This is a genomic window from Pseudomonas paraeruginosa PA7, from assembly GCF_000017205.1.
In the GTDB taxonomy this organism is placed as follows: domain Bacteria; phylum Pseudomonadota; class Gammaproteobacteria; order Pseudomonadales; family Pseudomonadaceae; genus Pseudomonas; species Pseudomonas paraeruginosa.
Map to the genome: position 1 here is coordinate 4163000 of NC_009656.1, position 17727 is coordinate 4180726.

Annotated in this window: 20 protein-coding genes; 9 read left to right on the forward strand and 11 right to left on the reverse strand. The window is 67.8% G+C overall.

Annotated elements, in window-relative coordinates; all coding sequences use genetic code 11:
• Nucleotides 1-6 precede the first annotated feature (6 nt).
• The gene (gene pmpM / locus PSPA7_RS19120; RefSeq protein ID WP_012076527.1) at nt 7-1440 is read left to right on the forward strand and encodes a proton-coupled multidrug efflux MATE transporter PmpM; all 1434 of its coding nucleotides are present in this window, start codon (nt 7-9) and stop codon (nt 1438-1440) included.
• Here pmpM and rhtA read toward each other — a convergent pair.
• Nucleotides 1423-2316 (reverse strand): threonine/homoserine exporter RhtA, encoded by an 894-nt coding sequence (gene rhtA, locus PSPA7_RS19125; RefSeq protein WP_012076528.1) that lies wholly within the window; start codon nt 2314-2316, stop codon nt 1423-1425. The genes pmpM and rhtA overlap by 18 nt on opposite strands.
• Between rhtA and PSPA7_RS19130 the strand changes: the two genes are divergently transcribed.
• On the forward strand, nt 2315-2965 hold the full coding sequence (locus PSPA7_RS19130; RefSeq protein ID WP_074197512.1) for a helix-turn-helix domain-containing protein: 651 nt from the start codon (nt 2315-2317) through the stop codon (nt 2963-2965). The genes rhtA and PSPA7_RS19130 overlap by 2 nt on opposite strands.
• Before the next feature lie 37 nt (nt 2966-3002).
• Nucleotides 3003-3401, forward strand: a complete 399-nt coding sequence (locus tag PSPA7_RS19135; protein ID WP_003157221.1) for a VOC family protein — start codon at nt 3003-3005, stop codon at nt 3399-3401.
• A gap of 15 nt (nt 3402-3416) precedes the next feature.
• On the opposite strand, the gene PSPA7_RS19140 is transcribed toward PSPA7_RS19135, so the two are convergent.
• From PSPA7_RS19140 to PSPA7_RS19150, 3 genes are all read right to left on the reverse strand, one after another.
• A complete protein-coding gene (locus PSPA7_RS19140) occupies nt 3417-3893 on the reverse strand; it encodes a YbaK/EbsC family protein (protein WP_012076529.1) in 477 nt (158 codons plus the stop codon).
• A gap of 68 nt (nt 3894-3961) precedes the next feature.
• The gene (locus PSPA7_RS19145) at nt 3962-5059 is read right to left on the reverse strand and encodes a WD40/YVTN/BNR-like repeat-containing protein (RefSeq protein WP_012076530.1); all 1098 of its coding nucleotides are present in this window, start codon (nt 5057-5059) and stop codon (nt 3962-3964) included.
• Between the two features lie 22 nt (nt 5060-5081).
• Nucleotides 5082-5351: a MoaD/ThiS family protein gene (locus PSPA7_RS19150; RefSeq protein WP_003157224.1), complete on the reverse strand. Its 270-nt coding sequence runs from the start codon at nt 5349-5351 to the stop codon at nt 5082-5084.
• A gap of 256 nt (nt 5352-5607) precedes the next feature.
• Between PSPA7_RS19150 and PSPA7_RS19155 the strand changes: the two genes are divergently transcribed.
• From PSPA7_RS19155 to PSPA7_RS19165, 3 genes are all read left to right on the forward strand, one after another.
• A complete protein-coding gene (locus PSPA7_RS19155; RefSeq protein WP_003157225.1) occupies nt 5608-6033 on the forward strand; it encodes a YciI family protein in 426 nt (141 codons plus the stop codon).
• A gap of 36 nt (nt 6034-6069) precedes the next feature.
• Entirely contained in the window at nt 6070-6483 is a 414-nt protein-coding gene (locus tag PSPA7_RS19160; protein ID WP_012076531.1) for a VOC family protein, read from the forward strand.
• Between the two features lie 169 nt (nt 6484-6652).
• A complete protein-coding gene (locus tag PSPA7_RS19165; protein ID WP_012076532.1) occupies nt 6653-7855 on the forward strand; it encodes an MFS transporter in 1203 nt (400 codons plus the stop codon).
• A gap of 6 nt (nt 7856-7861) precedes the next feature.
• Here the strand turns inward: PSPA7_RS19165 and PSPA7_RS19170 are convergent, their stop codons facing one another.
• From PSPA7_RS19170 to PSPA7_RS19180, 4 genes are read right to left on the reverse strand one after another with little or no spacing between them, the layout of a single operon-like run.
• Nucleotides 7862-9085: an RNA polymerase sigma factor gene (locus tag PSPA7_RS19170; RefSeq protein WP_033999015.1), complete on the reverse strand. Its 1224-nt coding sequence runs from the start codon at nt 9083-9085 to the stop codon at nt 7862-7864.
• Nucleotides 9086-9102: 17 nt separating this feature from the next.
• On the reverse strand, nt 9103-9852 hold the full coding sequence (locus PSPA7_RS19175) for a DUF899 domain-containing protein (RefSeq protein WP_003158106.1): 750 nt from the start codon (nt 9850-9852) through the stop codon (nt 9103-9105).
• On the reverse strand, nt 9849-10001 hold the full coding sequence (locus tag PSPA7_RS32500) for a hypothetical protein (protein ID WP_003158105.1): 153 nt from the start codon (nt 9999-10001) through the stop codon (nt 9849-9851). Before PSPA7_RS32500 ends, PSPA7_RS19175 begins: the two co-directional genes overlap by 4 nt.
• A gap of 26 nt (nt 10002-10027) precedes the next feature.
• Nucleotides 10028-10378 carry a YciI family protein gene (locus PSPA7_RS19180; protein ID WP_003158104.1) on the reverse strand — a complete coding sequence of 117 codons (351 nt, stop codon included), beginning with the start codon at nt 10376-10378 and terminating at the stop codon, nt 10028-10030.
• Between the two features lie 641 nt (nt 10379-11019).
• On the opposite strand from PSPA7_RS19180, the gene PSPA7_RS19185 reads away from it, so the two are divergent.
• Complete coding sequence (locus PSPA7_RS19185) at nt 11020-11679, forward strand: helix-turn-helix transcriptional regulator (protein WP_171941872.1); 660 nt, start codon at nt 11020-11022, stop codon at nt 11677-11679.
• Between the two features lie 515 nt (nt 11680-12194).
• Entirely contained in the window at nt 12195-13091 is an 897-nt protein-coding gene (locus PSPA7_RS19190; protein ID WP_012076537.1) for an Orn/Lys/Arg family decarboxylase, read from the forward strand.
• Between the two features lie 15 nt (nt 13092-13106).
• Here PSPA7_RS19190 and PSPA7_RS19195 read toward each other — a convergent pair whose 3' ends face one another.
• The 3 genes from PSPA7_RS19195 to pagP all read right to left on the reverse strand — a co-directional run bounded on the left by PSPA7_RS19195 (nt 13107) and on the right by pagP (nt 16218).
• Nucleotides 13107-14696: a RimK family ATP-grasp domain-containing protein gene (locus PSPA7_RS19195; RefSeq protein ID WP_079262192.1), complete on the reverse strand. Its 1590-nt coding sequence runs from the start codon at nt 14694-14696 to the stop codon at nt 13107-13109.
• 183 nt (nt 14697-14879) lie between these two features.
• Nucleotides 14880-15674 carry an SDR family NAD(P)-dependent oxidoreductase gene (locus PSPA7_RS19200; protein ID WP_012076539.1) on the reverse strand — a complete coding sequence of 265 codons (795 nt, stop codon included), beginning with the start codon at nt 15672-15674 and terminating at the stop codon, nt 14880-14882.
• Between the two features lie 88 nt (nt 15675-15762).
• The gene (gene pagP, locus PSPA7_RS19205; protein ID WP_003157970.1) at nt 15763-16218 is read right to left on the reverse strand and encodes a palmitoyltransferase PagP; all 456 of its coding nucleotides are present in this window, start codon (nt 16216-16218) and stop codon (nt 15763-15765) included.
• A gap of 450 nt (nt 16219-16668) precedes the next feature.
• Between pagP and PSPA7_RS19210 the strand changes: the two genes are divergently transcribed.
• Nucleotides 16669-17577 (forward strand): glutamate/aspartate ABC transporter substrate-binding protein, encoded by a 909-nt coding sequence (locus PSPA7_RS19210; RefSeq protein WP_003157969.1) that lies wholly within the window; start codon nt 16669-16671, stop codon nt 17575-17577.
• Nucleotides 17578-17727 lie beyond the last annotated feature (150 nt).

The following is a 17727-nucleotide window of genomic DNA, read 5'->3' on the forward strand; positions in this document are numbered from 1 at the left end:
ACCGCCGTGAACAGCCCCGCCCTGCCCCTTTCCCGTGGCTTGCGCATCCGCGCCGAACTCAAGGAACTGCTGACCCTCGCCGCGCCGATCATGATCGCGCAGCTGGCGACCACCGCCATGGGCTTCGTCGACGCGGTGATGGCCGGCCGCGCCAGCCCGCATGACCTGGCGGCGGTGGCGCTGGGCAACTCGATCTGGATCCCGATGTTCCTGCTGATGACCGGCACCCTGCTCGCCACCACGGCCAAGGTCGCCCAGCGCTACGGCGCCGGCGACCAGCCCGGCACCGGGCCGCTGGTGCGCCAGGCGCTGTGGCTGGCGCTGCTGATCGGGCCGCTGTCGGGGGCGGTGCTGTGGTGGCTGTCGGAACCGATCCTCGGGCTGATGAAGGTGCGCCCGGAGCTGATCGGGCCGAGCCTGCTGTACCTCAAGGGGATCGCCCTGGGCTTCCCGGCGGCGGCGCTGTACCACGTGCTGCGCTGCTACACCAACGGCCTGGGGCGGACCCGGCCGAGCATGGTGCTGGGCATCGGCGGGCTGCTGCTGAACATCCCGATCAACTATGCGCTGATCTATGGCCACTTCGGTATGCCGAAGATGGGCGGCCCGGGTTGCGGCTGGGCCACCGGCTCGGTGATGTGGTTCATGTTCCTCGGCATGCTGTTCTGGGTGAACAAGGCTTCCATCTACCGCGCCAGCCAGCTGTTCTCGCGCTGGGAGTGGCCGGATCGCGCGACCATCGGCCCGCTGGTGGCGGTCGGCCTGCCGATCGGCATCGCGGTGTTCGCCGAGTCGAGCATCTTCTCGGTGATCGCCCTGCTGATCGGCGGACTCGACGAGAACGTGGTGGCTGGCCACCAGATCGCCCTGAACTTCAGCGCGCTGGTGTTCATGATTCCCTATTCGCTGGGGATGGCGGTGACCGTACGGGTCGGCCACAACCTCGGCGCCGGCCTGCCGCGCGACGCGCGCTTCGCCGCCGGCGTGGGGATGGCCGCGGCGCTGGGCTACGCCTGCGTCTCGGCGAGCCTGATGCTGTTGCTGCGCGAGCAGATCGCCGCGATGTATTCGCCGGACCCGGCGGTGATCGCCATCGCCGCCTCGCTGATCGTGTTCTCCGCGCTGTTCCAGTTCTCCGACGCCCTGCAGGTCACCGCCGCCGGTGCCCTGCGCGGCTACCAGGACACCCGGGTGACGATGATCATGACCCTGTTCGCCTACTGGGGCATCGGCCTGCCGGTGGGCTACAGCCTCGGCCTCACCGACTGGTTCCAGGAACCCAGCGGGCCGCGCGGCCTGTGGCAGGGCCTGGTGGTGGGCCTGACCGGCGCCGCGATCATGCTCTGCATCCGCCTGGCGCGCAGCGCGCGGCGCTTCATCCGCCAGCACGAACGCCTGCAACGCGAGGACGCGGCGGCCGCCTCAGTCCTTGGCCGGTAGCGCCGGGGCGGGGCCGCGCGACTTGACGCTGAGGGTGGTGCCGACCGAGGCGAGGATGATCGCGCCGATGGCCAGCCACTGGGTCGGGCTCAGCCGCTCGCCGAGGAACAGCAACCCGGAGAGCGCGCCGAAAGCCGGCTCGATGCTCATCAGGGTGCCGAAGGTGCGCGCCGGCAGGCGGGTCAGCGCGACCATTTCCAGGGTGTAGGGCAAGGCCGTGGAGAGCACCGCGACGCCCAGCGCGAGCGGGATCAGCGCCGGGTCGAGGAGGTCGGCGCCGGCGTGGGCGACGCCGATCGGCACCACCAGGATGGCCGCCACCAGCACCCCCAGCGCGGCGCCCTGGGCGCCATGGTCGGCGCCGGCGCGCTGGCCGAAGAGAATGTACAGCGCCCAGCACACGCCGGCGCCGAGGGCGTAGGCGGCGCCGACCAGATCGAGCGGCTCGGCGCTGTCGCCCAGCGGTAGCAACAGCCAGATGCCGAACACCGCCAGGCCGATCCAGAGGAAATCCAGCAGGCGCCGCGAGGAGAGGATCGCCACCAGCAGCGGCCCGGTGAACTCCAGGGCCACCGCGATGCCCAGCGGCACCGTGCGCACCGAGAGGTAGAACAGCAGGTTCATGCCGCCCAGGGCGATGCCGTAGACCACCACCGAACGCAGCGATTGCAGGCTCAGGCGCTTGCGCCAGGGGCGCAGGAACAGCAGCAGGATCAGCGCGGCGAAGAACAGCCGCAGGGCCGTGGTGCCCTGGGCGCCGACCAGGGGGAACATGCTTTTCGCCAGGGAGGCGCCGCTCTGGATCGAGGCCATGGCGATCAATAGCAGGCCGACCGGCAACAGCGTTCCGGCGAGGCCGCGGGAGGTGGAGGTCATGCAAGAGGTCCGGCAGTGGGAAGCAGCCCGATGGACTGCGGGAAACGGGATGTGCACTATAATGCGCAAAACCGCGACAGTGAGCAATATATTGCCCAACCCTACCGAACGCCCCAGCGTCCTCGAACATGTCTCCGGCAACGTCCGCCGCCTGCGCCTGCAAGCCGGCCTCAGCCAGGAAGCGCTGGCCCGCGCGGCCAGCGTCAGCCGGCGGATGCTGGTGGGCATCGAGAGCGGCGACGTCAATGTCAGCCTGTCGACCCTCGACCGCATCGCCGCCGCCCTCGGCGTGCTGTTCCCCGACCTGGTCCAGGCAGCGGCCACCGACCGCTCGCGGATCAACGCGGTGGCCTGGGTCGGCCGCCACCCGGAGAGCCGCGCCACCCTCCTGGCCAGCGCGCCGGCGCGCCGCGAGGTGGAACTCTGGGCCTGGTCGCTGGGGCCGGGCGAGCGCTACGTGTCGGAACCCGACGCCGCCGGCTGGCGGGAAATGGTGCTGGTCATCGAGGGCCGCCTGCGCCTGGAACTGGCCGACGGCGAGCGGTGCATCGCGGCCGGCGACTTCCATGCCTTCGCCAGCGACCAGCCGTACGCCTACGTCAACGACGGGGACGAGGTGGTGCGTTTCACCCGCAATGTGGTGAGCTAGGCTCTAGCGTCGAGCCAGCCTTCCAGAGGAAACCGCGATGAGCGCACGCGTACGACCCTTCCTGATGTTCCAGGGCGTCCAGGCCGAGACGGCCATGAACTTCTACCTGTCGCTGTTCGACGACGCCGAGATCCTCCATATCCAGCGCTACGGCGCCGAGGGGCCGGGCCCGGAGGGCTCGGTGCTGAAGGCGCTGTTCCGCCTCGGCGACCAGAGCGTGCACTGCATCGACAGCCATGTGCGCCATGCCTTCGATTTCACCCCGGCGTTCTCGTTCTTCGTCGACTGCGAGAGCGACGCGCAGATCGAACGCCTGGCCGCAGCCCTGGGCGACGGCGGCAAGGCCCTGATGCCGCTCGGCGACTACGGTTTCAGCCGGCGCTTCGCCTGGCTGGCCGACCGCTTCGGGGTGTCCTGGCAGCTCAACCTGGCCTGAGCCCGGCAGTTGTCGTCAGGCTTCCTGGAGGACTTCCTGGCACACATCGACCCACTGCGCGCCGACCAGCTCGGCCATCCGCCGCGGGGCGATGCGCACCGCGCTGTGCACCGCGCCGGCGGCCGGCAGCACTTCGTCGAAGGCTTGCAGCGAGACGTCGCAGTACACCGCCAGCGGCGTCGCCAGGCCGAACGGGCAGACTCCACCGACCGGGTGCCCGGTCAGCTCGACCACTTCCTCGGCGCCGAGCATCTTCGCCTTGCCACCGAACGCGGCCTTGATCTTGCGGTTGTCCAGCCGCGCGTCGCCGCGCGCCACCACCAGTACGGTGCGCTCGCCGACGCGCAGCGACAGGGTCTTGGCGATCCGCCCCGGCTCCACACCATGGGCCTCGGCGGCCAGGGCGACGGTGGCGGTGCTGGTCTCCAGCTCGATGACGCGCAGGTCCGGGGCTTTCTCGGCGAAGAACCGCCGGACGGATTCGAGGCTCATGGGGTGGGCTCCTTGGCGAAAACCCACGAACTTATGCAAGCGCGCCGAGGCTGTCCAGCGCCGCGCGCTCAGGCGAAGCGCACGCAGTAGATCGGCGGCAGGTTGGCCGAGAGCGGCTGCCAGCCCTCCCCGCCGTTCTCGCTGAGCCACAGGCCGCCGGTGGTCGAGCCCATGGCCAGGCGTTCGCCGCTGGGGTCGATGTCCAGGCCGTGGCGGTAGACCAGGTCGTAGGCCGGGCCCTCCGGCAGGCCACGGGCGAGGGTCTCGAAGCTGCGGCCGCCGTCGCGGGTGCGGGTGACCACGAAGCGGGCGTCCCTGGGAATTCGGCATTCGTCCTTGGTCGCCGGGACGAACCAGGCCGTGTCCGGCTGCCGCGGATGCACGGCGACGGCGAAGCCGAAGCTGGACGGCTCGGCGACCACGCCCTGCCAATGCAGGCCGCCGTCGCGGGAACGGAAGATGCCGTTGTGGTGCTGTACCCAGAGGAACTCCGGGCGCGCCTGGCACTGCACCAGGCGGTGCGGGTCCTGGATCGCCGCCTCCTCGCTCTGCTCCGGCGGCATGTAGTCGGCGCGCATGCCTCTGGTGGTGCAGGTCCAGCTGCGGCCGTCGTCGTGGCTCTGCCAGACGCCGCCGCAGGACACCGCGACGGTGAGGTGGCGGCTGTCGCGCGGGTCGACGCAGATGGAGTGGATGCCGGGATGCTCGTAACCGCCGCCGAACCATTGGGCGCGTTCGGGTCGTTCCCACAGCTCGCGGTTGAGGCGCCAGCTGGCGCCGCGATCGTCGGAGCGGAACAGGCCGCCGGGGATGGTCCCGGCCCACAGCGTGCCGGGGCGGTCGGCGCCGCCTGGCTCGAGGATCCACAATTGCTGCAACGACCAGTGAGGTTCCGCCGCCTGCCCTGCGGCCGCTGGTGGCTGCGGCGGATAGACCGGCACCGCGCATTCCATCCAGTCCGTCGCGCCGGCGTCGCGACGCCACAGCTTGACGCCGAAATGGCCGAGGTTCAGCGCCGCATAGAGCGCGCCGTCGCGCGGATCGGCGAGGAGCATGCTCACCGGTTCGCCGAGGAAGTGGCTGGCCATTGGCAGCCACCGGCCCGCCGCGTTGCGCCGCAGTTCGAACAGACCCTTGCGGGTGCCGACGTAGAGTCGCTCGCTCACCGGATGTCCTCCTCTGTCGTGCTCAACCGCCGCTCAACGCCTGCACCACGTAGACCTCGCTGTCGGCTTCGAGGCGGTCACCCAGGCCGCGGCGGTCGCGGACCTGCACGCCATCGACGAACAGCGCCACATGCCGGCGCAGGCCGCCCTGGTCGTCGAGCAGGTAGCCGCGCAGACGCGGTTCGCGGGCGAAGGCCGCCTGCAAGGCGGCGGCAACGCTGGCGGCGCTGACCTCCAGGGCAGGCATGGCGACATGCCGCTGGATGGCCGGGGCGAAGACGATACGGGGCATGCCGGGGCTCGCGGAAGTGGCTCTGCTGGAACAGTGTAGAAGCCCTGCAGGCCACGGCTGGCGCGGCCCGCCCAGCGGTCGGCAAGCTCCGCAGCGACGCTCGTCGGCCATCCCGGCCGCTCGGCGCGGGCCTCCTATACTGCCCCGGCCAGCGAAAAAACCGCCGTCACCTGTCGATCCGCCGGCCCGCCGTTCGACCAGTTCGGGAGGCGGGCCAGAACGGGCCGCATTGCGCAGAACAACAAGGAGAACGCAGATGAGATTCATGGTGATCGTCAAGGCCACCCAGGCTTCCGAAGCCGGCGAGATGCCCAGCGAGGAACTGCTCGCGGCGATGGGCCGCTACAACGAGGAACTGGTCAAGGCCGGGGTGATGCTCGCCGGCGAAGGCCTGCAGCCGAGCGCGAAAGGCGCGCGGGTGCGCTTTTCCGGGAGCACGCGGACAGTGATCGACGGCCCCTTCGCCGAAACCCGCGAGCTGATCGCCGGTTTCTGGATGTTCCAGGTGGCCTCCCTGGAAGAAGCCATCGAGTGGGTCAAGCGCTGCCCCAACCCATTCGACGGCGAATCCGAGATCGAGATCCGCCAGGTCTTCGAGGCCGAGGACTTCGGCGAGGAGTTCACCCCGGAACTGCGCGAGCGCGAGGAGCGCCTGCGCGCCGAACTGGAAAAACGCAACTGAACCGCCCCGCACTCCGCCAAGAACGAGGAAAGCGCCATGCAAATCGTCCCCTACCTGATCTTCAACGGTAATTGCCGGGAGGCCTTCACCTGCTACCACCAGCACCTGGGCGGCACCCTGGAGGCCATGCTGCCGTTCGGCGACAGCCCCGAGTGCGGCGACATCCCGGCCGACTGGAAAGACAAGATCATGCACGCACGGCTGGTGGTCGGCAGCTTCGCCCTGATGGCCTCGGACAATCACCCGGCCTATCCCTACGAAGGCATCAAGGGCTGTTCCATCAGCCTCAACGTCGACAGCAAGGCCGAGGCCGAGCGCCTGTTCAATGCCCTCGCCGAGGGCGGCTCGGTGCAGATGCCGCTGGGCCCGACCTTCTGGGCGGCGAGCTTCGGCATGTTCACCGACCGCTTCGGCGTGGCCTGGATGGTCAACTGCGAGCAGGACCGGTAGCGACCGCTACGCGGCCCGCCGCCAGGTAAATCGGCGGCGGGCCCGCGTTCCGCTGTGCGCGAGTCGCTATCGATAGACGCATTGCTGCGATAATTTAGGTTGCATTTTGAAACCAAAAATTCCTAGCCTCCGATTTAGTTTCATATTGAAACCTTACGGAGCGCTTCGCATGCCATCCTCGCCATCCTCCCTCCCCTCCGCGCTGGTGCTGCTGTTCGCCATCGCCTGCGGTCTCAGCGTGGCCAACGTCTACTACGCCCAGCCGCTGCTGGACGCCCTCGGCGCCGAGTTCGCCATCGACCAGGCCGGGGTCGGCCTGCTGTTCGGCGCGACCCAGGCCGGTTGCGCCCTGGCCCTGCTGCTGGTGGTGCCGCTGGGCGACCTGCTGGAGCGCCGCCGGCTGATGTTCGTGCAGCTCCTGCTGCTGGTGCTGTCGTTGCTGCTGGTGGGCTTCGCCGGCGACGCCCTCGGCCTGGCGCTTGGCCTGCTCGGACTGGGTCTGCTCGGCACCGCCATGACCCAGGGCCTGCTGGCCTACGCCGCGGCGCTGGCGGCGCCGGGCGAGCGCGGCCGGGTGGTCGGCGCGGCGCAGAGCGGCGTGGTCATCGGCCTGCTGCTGGCGCGCACGCTGGCCGGGCTGCTCGCCGACCTCGGCGGCTGGCGCAGTGTCTACCTGGTCTCGGCGACGGCCATGGCCGCGCTCGGCCTGCTGCTCTGGCGGGTGCTGCCGGCAGCGCCGGCGAACGCGCTGGGGCTGTCCTACCGGCAACTGCTCGGCTCGATGTTCGTCCTGCTGGCGAGCCAGCGCACGCTGCAGGTGCGCGGCCTGCTCGGGCTACTGATGTTCGCCGCCTTCGGGGTGTTCTGGAGCAGCCTGGCGTTGCTGCTCAGCGCGCCGCCCCATGCGCTGTCGCACAGCGCCATCGGCGCCTTCGGCCTGGTCGGCGCGCTCGGCGCACTGGGCGCGGCGCGCGCCGGCAGCCTGGCCGACCGTGGCCACGCACAGGCGCTCAGTGGCGCCGCCCTGCTGCTGTTGCTGCTGTCCTGGCTGCCGCTGGGCCTCGGCGCGGACTCGCTGCTGGCGCTGGTGCTCGGCGTGCTGCTGCTCGACCTCGCCGGGCAGGCGATCCACGTGCTCAACCAGAGCCTGGTCTTCGCCATCGATCCACGCGCGCACAGCCGCCTGGTGGGTTGCTACATGCTGTTCTACGCGGCCGGCAGCGGCCTGGGCGCCAGCGCCGGCACGGCGATGTACGCCTGGGCCGGCTGGCACGGGGTGAGCCTGCTCGGCGCGGCGATCAGCCTGGTGGCGCTGCTGTTCTGGTGGCTCACCCGCGGCGAGGCGCCGGCGACCTGCGCCGGCGCCGCCTGACGCGCCTCAGTCGAGCTCGCGCAGGCGTCGCTCGATGAAGCGTCGCTCCGGCTCCTGGCGCGCCAGGGCCAGCGCCGCGCGGTAGGCCTCGCGTGCCTCCTGGCGGCGGCCGAGCCGGCGGCAGAAGTCGGCGCGCGCCGAATGCGCCAGGTGGTAGCCATTCAGCTCGCCGCGCGCCAGCAGCGCGTCGACCACCGCCAGCCCGGCCTCGATGCCGTCGCGCATGGCCAGGGCCACGGCGCGGTTGAGCTCGATCACCGGCGATGGCGCCAGGCGCAGCAGCATGTCGTAGAGAGCGACGATCCGCACCCAGTCGGTATCCTCGGCGCGCGGCGCGCGAGCGTGCACCGCGACGATCGCTGCCTGCAGGGTATAGGGACCGAAGCGGCGGCTGGCCAGGGCCCGCTCGACCAGGTCGAGGCCTTCGCCGATCAGTTCGCGGTTCCACAGCGCGCGGTCCTGCTCGTCGAGCCGCACCAGTTCGCCGCTGGCCGAGGTACGCGCCTGGCGCCGCGAATCGTGCAGCAGCATCAGGGCGAGCAGGCCGAGGGCCTCCGGGTCCGGCAGCAGCTCGACCAGCAGGCGACCGACGCGGATCGCCTCGCCGCTGAGATCGGCGCGGGTCAGGCGCTCGCCGGCAGACGCCGAGTAGCCTTCGTTGAACACCAGGTAGATGACCTGCAGGACGTTGTCCAGGCGCCCGGGCAACTCGTCCAGGGCCGGTACCTGGTAGGGAATCCGGGCGTCGCGAATCTTGTTCTTCGCCCGCACGATGCGCTGGGCGATGGCGCTCGGCGCGGCGAGGAACGCGCGGGCGATCTCCTCGGTGCGCAGGTCGCAGACCTCGCGCAGGGTCAGCGCCACCTGGGCCTCGGCGGTCAGCGCCGGGTGGCAGCAGGTGAAGATCAGGCGCAACCGGTCGTCTTCCACCGCCTCGCCCTCCTCCGGCGGCGCTTCGCCCTGGTCTTCCAGCTGCTCGGCGAGCAGCCGCTGCGAGGCGTCGAAGCGCGAGCGCCGGCGCAGGTTGTCGATGGCCTTGAAGCGCCCGGCGGAAACCAGCCAGGCGCGCGGGTTGCGTGGGATACCGTCGCGCGGCCACTGTTCGACGGCCGCGATGAAGGCGTCGTGCAATGCCTCCTCGGCCAGTTCGAAATCGCCGAGCAGGCGGATCAGGGTCGCCAGCACGCGCCGCGACTCCTCGCGGTAGAGCGCATCGATGCGGCTGCGCAACGGCTCGCCGTGCGCCCTCAATGGCGACCCTCCGCGTGGCAGCAGGCGCTTCTCGACGCCTCGTCGTAGCGGTCGTGATGGCGCAGCCAGTCCATGATCTGCTCCTCGTTGCGGCCCCTGGGCGTGAGGTCGAGGAAGTTGTAGGTGGTGAGCAGGATGTCCAGGCCGCGCGCGTAGGCCGAATAGGTGTGGAACACCTCGCCCGCCGGGTTGCGGTAGAACACGCTGGCGCCGGGCATTTCCTCGCCGGCATCGCGGCTCGGCTCATAGTTGTAGTCGACCGCGCCGGCGGCCAGTTGCGCCTTGTCGAAGGCCACGCCGAAATCGCGGTTGAAAGCGCTGCCGTGGGAGGAATACCAGGCGAAGCGCCAACCCATGCGTCGGCGGAATGCCTGGAACTCCTCCAGCGGCGCGCGCGATACCGCCACCAGGCTGACATCGTGGTGCGCCAGATGCTGGTTGGCGCCGTCGATGTGGTCGGCGAGGAACGAGCAGCCGACGCAGCCTTCGCTCCAGCCGGGACCGAACATGAAGTGGTAGACGATCAGTTGGCTGTTGCCGCCGAACAGCTCGGCCAGCGAACGCTCGCCGTGCTCGCCCTGGAAGCGGTAGTCCCGCTCCACCCGGACCCAGGGCAGTTGGCGGCGTTCGGCGGCGAGCTGGTCACGCAGCCGGGTCAGTTGCTTTTCCCGCGCCAGCAGGCGGCGGCGGGCATCCAGCCAGTCTTCCCGGCTGGTCACCGGGTGTTCCTGCAAGGAAAGGTTCATTGCCGATTCTCCACGGAAATTCCAGGTTTGCCGCCGGACTCCGCCTTCGCCCGCGACGGGCGCCGACGCCCGCCCAGCAGGGCGATGCCGGTCAGCGAAGCGCCGCCGGCGAACAGCAGGGACAGGGACGCGATACAAACGGGGCACATGCTCCACCTCCGGCGCCGGGCGCCGTTCACTCCCACTCCTTGATCGGCCGCACCTCGACGCAGCCGAGCCGTCCCGGCGGGATCTTCGCGGCTATCTGCAACGCCTGGTTCAGGTCCCTGGCCTCGATCAGGTAGAAGCCGCCGAGTTGCTCCTTGGTCTCGGCGAACGGACCGTCGGTCATCGCCAGCTTGCCACCCTGGTGACGCAGGGTGGTGGCGCTCTGCACCGACTGCAGGGCGTGCGAGGCGATGTAGTGGCCGGCCTTGCTCAACTGGTCGGTGTAGCTCATGCACTCGTCGACGATGGCGGCGACTTCCTCGGCCGGTACGGCGGCCAGCTTCGCTTCGTCGAAATAGATCAGGCAGAGGTATTTCATGGTGGGCTCCTGGTGCGGATCGACGATCCGTTCGTTCAGTAGTCGCCCGGCGCAAGCGCCTTTCGACAGGGGCGGGAAAAAAACCGCGCGGCGCGGACGAACGGTCGGCGCGGGCGCAGCACAAGCCTAGACCCGCCCGGGCCCCGCGGCGCGGGCCGTCGGTCAGGGCTGGCGCGGGGCGTAGGGATTCAGGAGGGGATCGCGCAGCGGGCTCTCGCGGGTCGGCCCGGCATCGTCCTCTTGGCTGCTCCCGGGGTTACACGATCACCGCCGATAGCGACGCTGCGACCCGCGCATGACCGACGGCATGACGCCCGGCAAGCCAGTCCGGGCCCTGTCGTTCAATTCACCGCATCGCTCGGAAAACCTATTAGAACAGCGCAAAAAAACCCTATCAAAGGTACAGCACTAGCCAGCAGGTACGGATATAACCTGAGACTAAAAGAGCAACCTCATGATTCCTCGTCGACAGGAGAATAAGCCGATCCCGAAACACGGCCAGCAGAAATGACCCTGTAAACATTCGACCATCCCGACAGGCACTCGCCTTAACCAACCTCCTTCCATTCAAAGTTCCACCCACATGTATGTAATGAGTGGAGTAGCCTATGACGTTATCGGATATCGAAAGAATTCAGGATATGAGTCGACACATGTCGGTGCATATTCCTATCGAACTGATCATTTCCTGGGAGCAGAGCGAAGAAGCCTGGAGCGTAAAGGACACCTGTCTGAACTTCGTCTACGTCAATCGACGCTACATGGAATTGATTACCCCGCAGTTCGGTCAGAAAAGCTCCCTGCTTTCGCCGTTCAGCAGCAACATCGAATTGCACGACAAGCTGGTGATCCAGACCGGCAAGCGCATAGAGGCGCTGGCGCTGCTCAGCGCCGAAGACCATCCCGCCCCCCGCTGTCTCTACTTCGAGCGGATGCCGCTGTACGACCGCCGGGCCAACCGCACCGGCGTGATCGCCCACGCCAAGTCGCTGACGTCCATCGCCCCGCGCGGCTTCATCGCCACCGATGGCATCGGCACCTTCACCTTCACGCAGCCCACGCCATTGTTCACCGCACGCGAGTGGGACGTGATCTACCTGATGCTCGCCGGCCTGTCGGAAAAGGAAATAGCCGAACAGATCAGTCGTTCCCTGAGCACCATAAAGTTTCACAAGAGCAACATCTTCCAGAAAGCCGATTGCACTTCCATCAGCGCCTTCAAGACCCTGGCGCGGCGCAACAAGTGGAACTTCTACATTCCACCGGCCTTCGCCAGCGCCAAGTACGTCATCAACCACTGACATTCCTTGAAACCGACGGCGGGCAAACTTCCCTGGTTGCCAGCGCCGTCCCGAGAGAACTCGAGAAAAAGGACAACGGCATGTATCGAAAAGAGTTTTCCATGGCTCCAGGCAACCTCCTTTCCTCCGACAATGTTGGCGAGCGGGAAGTGGCTGTGGAGGGCGGATATATCACTTTCAAAGGTACCAGCCACCCCTCGCCTCCCGCCTGGCCGGCATGTTCTGTGAGAATTTTCCTAAGAATTACCAGCCAGGATTCAAACGCCATATTCATCGATCAGAGATTTCCGAAGAAACCACCTCACGCGCAAACCCGGGAAGAAACCGGCTATTGCCAATCGCCCACTCGAACCCTTTCCCGCTCCACCTACAATGGTTATCCCATCAGGGTCATCCATGGCGACGAGTTCTTCCCTGCGACGCTTGCGTTTTTCTCGGGATACCTGAACCAGCATGCCTCGCCGCCGTCCCCCTCCGGACCGGCGGCGACGCCGCTGTCCGACTCGCCGGAGCCCTTGTCCGAGGAGCGCGAGCCACTCGCCCAGGCCTTCCATCAGGCGCTGCGCGCAGCCATGCAGCGACTGGCCGGACAGGACGGCCACCACTGGTTCTTCCAGCCCGCCGTAGCCGCCTCCCGCGCCGCGGAGGAAGCACCCGCGCGCCGACGCTGGCAGGATTTCAGCCGGGCACCCGGCAGTTGTTGCCAGTCGCTAGCCCTGCGAGTCGACCTGGGTTGTCCGGGACTCGATGCCCAGGGTCGCCCGGCCAGCTTCGGAGTCCCTGCGCAGGTGGTCTCGCGCTATCTGCGTCGCCATGGCATCACGCCGCTGTGCACCGGAGACTATCGCGTGCTGCTGTTCCTTCCCCGGGACGCCCAGCCGGAACATGCCCGTCCGCTGGTGGACAAGCTGCTGGAGTTCAAGCGCTGGCATGACGAAGATGCGCCGCTGAAACAGGTGATACCCGACCTGCTGGAGAGTTCGCCCCTCTACAACTACCTGGGACTGCGCGAACTCTGCGCAATGATCCACGAGGCCTCGCTCCGCCTGCGCCTCGCCGAGCTGGCCGCGGCCAGCGTCGGGACCGCCATCCGCGGCGCGGTCTCGCCGGCCGCGCTCTACGGCTACCTGGTCAACGGCGAGACCGAGTGGGTGGAACTGGCCGACCTTGGCGGACGCGTCGTCGTCAGCCTGATCGGCGCCGGCCCGGCCGACCCGCTCCTGCTGCTGCCGGGTGACCGCGTGCCCCTGGAACCGCGAGCGCTGGTCGACTATCTGCTGGCGCTGCGGACCTTCGGCGAACACTTCCCCGGCTTCGAGCCGCTGCTACAGGGGGTCGAGGTGGACGCGCGCGGCCGCCATGTGGTTCGTTGCGTCAAGCCGGCCGCGCTCGCCCTGCGCTTGGCACCCTGAGCAAGGCCGCCATGCTCAGCGCAGCGCCTTGCTCAGTTGCCCGCGATGCTTGAGCTCCAGGCGGCGGACGAAGGCCTGGAGGATGCGCCGGTAGAGTTCGTCGCCGAGCTGGCCGTCCTCGATGCCGGCGTCGAGGTTCGGGTTGTCGTTGACCTCGATGACCAGCACCCTGTCGCCGGCCTGCTTCAGGTCCACCCCATAGAGGCCGTCGCCGATCCGCCCGGCCGCCTCCAGAGCCAGCTCCAGCACCGCCGGCGGCACCTGCTCCAGCGGTACGGCGCGGCACTCGCCGTTGACGTCCTGGCCGTCGGCCTTGTGGTTGTAGATCTGCCAGTGGCCGCGCGACATGAAGTACTGGCAGGCGTACAACGGCTGGCGGTCGAGCACACCGATGCACCAGTCGTACTCGGTGTAGAAGAACTCCTGCGCCAGCAACAGGACCGAACGCTCGAACAGCTCGCTCGCCGCCGCCAGCAGTTCGCTGTCGTCGTTGACCTTGACCACGCCACGGGAGAAGCAGCCATCGGGAATCTTCAGCACCAGCGGGAAGCCCAGGCGCCGGGCCACCCGCTGCCAGTCCTGCGGGCGTTCCTTGTAGAGGATCTCGGTGAGCGGCATGCCCAATTGCCGGCAGCCGAGCAGGTCAGCCAGGTAGACCTTGTTGGTGCAGCGCAGGATCGATGCCGGGTCGTCCATCACCACCAGTCCTTCGCGCTCGGCCTTCTCGGCGAAGCGATAGGTGTGGTGGTCGACCCGGGTGGTCTCGCGGATCAGCAGGGCGTCGAACTCGGCCAGGCGTGCGTAGTCCTTGCGTCCGATCAGTTCGACGTCGATGCCGAGGCTGGCGCCGACCCGCACGAAGTTGGCCAGCGCCTGCGGGTTGGACGGCGGCAGCGCTTCGTCGGGATCGTGCAGGATCGCCATGTCGTAGCGCGCCACCCGCCGCGAACGCGGCATGCGCCAGGCGCGCCGGCTGAAACCGTCGAGGGCTCCGGCGAAGACATCCTCCTGGTCGCCACGCAGGCGGTTCAGCACGCCAGGACGCACTCCCTCGATATGCCAGCCCTGCTGGCGACGGAACTCCACCAGCAGGATCGGGCAGGGAAAGACTTCGAACAACTGGCGGGCCAGGTCGGCCAGCGGCTCGAACTCGGTATGGCCGAAATACAGGGTCAGGGTGAAGCCGTCGGTGGCGCCATAGGGCGTGCGGCACAGCGCCTTGTCCAGGGCCTTGTCGAGGCCGCCCAGGGCCAGCCCGTACACCGACTTGCGAGCCAGTTCGCTGATGCAGCGCAGCGACGGGATCACCCGGTGGCCGCGGGCCTCGGCCAGCAGCGAACAGTAGTAGCCGAGGCCGAGGTACTTGTAGCCGCGGCACAGGTTGATCACCTGCACGCGGCGGCCGCCGTGGTCGCGCGCCGATTGCTCGAGGTATTCCTGGACGGTGAGGACTTCCTCGCTGGGCAGGTAGGAGGCCCAGTCCTCGCGTCGCTCGACGACAATCATCAGGCGGCTGCCGAGGTCGGCGAGAGCCGGCGGTCGGGGTTGCTCGACGGGGGTCATGGGGAGCGACCCGTCGAGGAAGGCTAGCGAGGCTGCTGACATGAGTGGCGGTATCCTCTGAATGACGGTACCTGCCGTTCTAGACCTCCCCGCACTTCCTGTCGCGCCTCGTTACGCAAGCTTTACGAGCGCCGCCGCCAGGCGCCGGCGTGGCAACCGGCCAGGGCCGCCGGGTGCCGTGCCAAGCGTGCCGAGGAGTGTTTTTACGCTGGCGTTGCGCGCTCCTCAGGCCAGGCTGTCGAGCACCCCGCCATCGACCCGCAGGGCCGCGCCGGTGGTCGCCGAGGCCTGGGTCGAGCAGGTGTAGACCACCAGGTTGGCGACTTCCTCGGGCGTCGCCAGGCGCTGGATGATCGAACTGGAGCGGTGCTGCCGAACAAAGGCGGTACCGGCCTCTTCTATGCTCAGCCCGGCCTTGCGCGCATCCTCGCGGAGCATCTCGGCGACGCCTTCGGTGAGGGTCGGCCCGGGCAGCACCGCGTTCACCGTCACCCCGCTGCCGGCCAGGCGCTTGGCCAGGCCGCGCGACACCGAGAGGTTGGCGGTCTTGCTGAAGCCGTAGTGGATCATGTCCGCCGGGATGTTCAACGCCGACTCCGAAGACAGGAACACCACTCGTCCCCAACCGCGCTCGACCATTCCCGGGACGTAGGCGCGGGCCAGGCGCACCCCGGACATCACGTTGACCTCGAAGAAGCGGCTCCACTCGGCGTCCTCGATGTCGAAGAAGTCCTTCAGCTCGAAGATGCCCAGATTGTTGACCAGGATGTCCGCCTTCGGCTCGGCGGCGACGAAGGCCGCGCAGCCCTCCGCCGTACCCAGGTCGCCGGCGACGCCGCGGACCCTGGCATCCGGCTGGCCGTCCCGGATCGCCGCGATCGCACGGTCCACCGCCGCCTGGCTGCGGCCGTTGACCACCACGGTGGCGCCAGCGGCGGCGAGCCCGGTTGCGATGGCGAAGCCGATGCCGGCGGTGGAACCGCTGACGATCGCCAGTTTGTCGCTCAGATCGATCTGCATGGGAGTCTCCTGTCGAATGGCGAACCGCTCGGGAACGCGGCTCGGGGAACAGACGACAGCCTAGACCAGCCAGCGTTCCGCGCCCGCCTCAGAGACGCAGGCCGACGTTGATCATCGCCGCCGAATTGCCCAGCAGCACCAGCTCGCTGCCCAGCGCGCCGAAGCGCATCCCTACCGAGGGAATGATCACCGGCGCCACGCCGAAGCGGTTCAGCGGGATCTTGTCGCGGTATTCGCCGCGATAGCCCTGCAACAGGCCGCCGGTGACCTTCAGGTAGACCGGGTGGCTGTCACTGTCGAAACGCTTGCCCAGGTAGGCGTAGTTGGAGCGCTGGCGGAAGGAGTTGCGGAAGGTGGCGCCGCCGGCCAGCACACCATCGGCGCGGTTGTATTCGAGGCCGAGCAGGTCCTGATGGTTGTTGTGCTCCGGGTCCGGGTTGAAATGCCGCGTATAGACGCTTGTCTGCAAGTACCAGAACTCGCCGTCGGCGGCCCAGGCAGGTGCGGCGAGCACGGCCAGCAGGCTCAGGATGGGAAAGCGCATGTGGGCTCCAGGGACCGTCGCCAGGGAAGGAAGGCAAGACGTGACGGCTTGCGCCTCGCAGCGTGGATTGTGCTGAACCCGGCCTGAATCGGGACTGAATGAAGCCTGAACAGTTTCTGAACGAACCGTCAGAAAACCCTGAAAAGGCTCAAGAACGGCCTTCGGCAAAACGTTCGGAAAACCGAACGCCATGCCCCGAAAATATTCGGAAGAGCGGACGGAAGGCCATTTCGGGGCATTTTCATCCAAATTTAATTTCTTTTATCTTCAACAAGTTAGGCTAAAAACAGCCGGATTTCATAAGCTGGCATGCATCCTGCCACTACACTGTTCGGCAAGCACGATACTCTCGTGGCTTCCCCTGCCGGGGAAAACCGCGAAACACCCTGTCCCGGAGAGGCCAGGCGCTCGCGGCTCAATAAAAATCAAAACAAGTCGAGGAAGAAATTCATGCGTATCGCTCCCAGTCTGCTGAGCACCGCCATCGTGGCCGCTCTGTTGTCCGCTCCGGTCGTCGCTGACGAGCTCACCGGCACGCTGAAGAAGATCAAGGACACCGGCACCATCACCCTCGGTCACCGTGACGCTTCGATTCCCTTCTCCTACCTCGGCGTCGAACCGGGCAAACCGATCGGCTATTCCCACGACCTGCAACTGAAAGTGGTCGAGGCGGTGAAGAAGGAACTCAACCTCCCCGACCTGAAGGTCCGCTACAACCTGGTCACTTCGCAGACCCGCATCCCGCTGGTGCAGAACGGCACCGTGGACATCGAGTGCGGCTCCACCACCAACAACGAAGAGCGCCAGAAGCAGGTCGACTTCTCCGTCGGCATCTTCGAGGTCGGCACCCGCCTGCTGTCGAAGAAGACCGCCAACATCAAGGACTTCGACGACCTCAAGGGCAAGAACGTGGTGACCACCGCCGGCACCACCTCCGAGCGCCTGCTCAAGGCCATGAACGCGGACAAGAAGATGGGCATGAACATCATCTCCGCCAAGGACCACGGCGAGTCCTTCATGATGCTCGAGTCCGGCCGCGCGGTGGCCTTCATGATGGACGACGCGCTGCTCTACGGCGAAATGGCCAAGGCCAAGAAGCCGGACGACTGGGTCGTCGGCGGCACCCCGCAGTCCTTCGAGATCTACGGCTGCATGGTGCGCAAGGGCGACGCGGCGTTCAAGAAGGTGGTCGACAAGGCCATCACCGACACCTACGCCTCCGGCGAGGTCAACAAGATCTACGACAAGTGGTTCACCCAGCCGATCCCGCCGAAGGGCCTGAACCTCAACTTCCCCATGAGCGACGAGCTGAAGAAGCTGATCGCCAATCCGACCGACAAGGCCGCCGAGCAGATGTAACGAGCGCCTGGCGTTCCTCCGGGAGCGCCAGCGCTTCGCGCGTCGCCCCCGCTTCGCGGCGGGGCCTCGGGGACGCGGGAGGGGCTCGCCCCTCCCCAGCCGTCTCCCCCGGAAGTACCGCGCCGCGGGCCGCCAGGCCCTGCCGGCGCC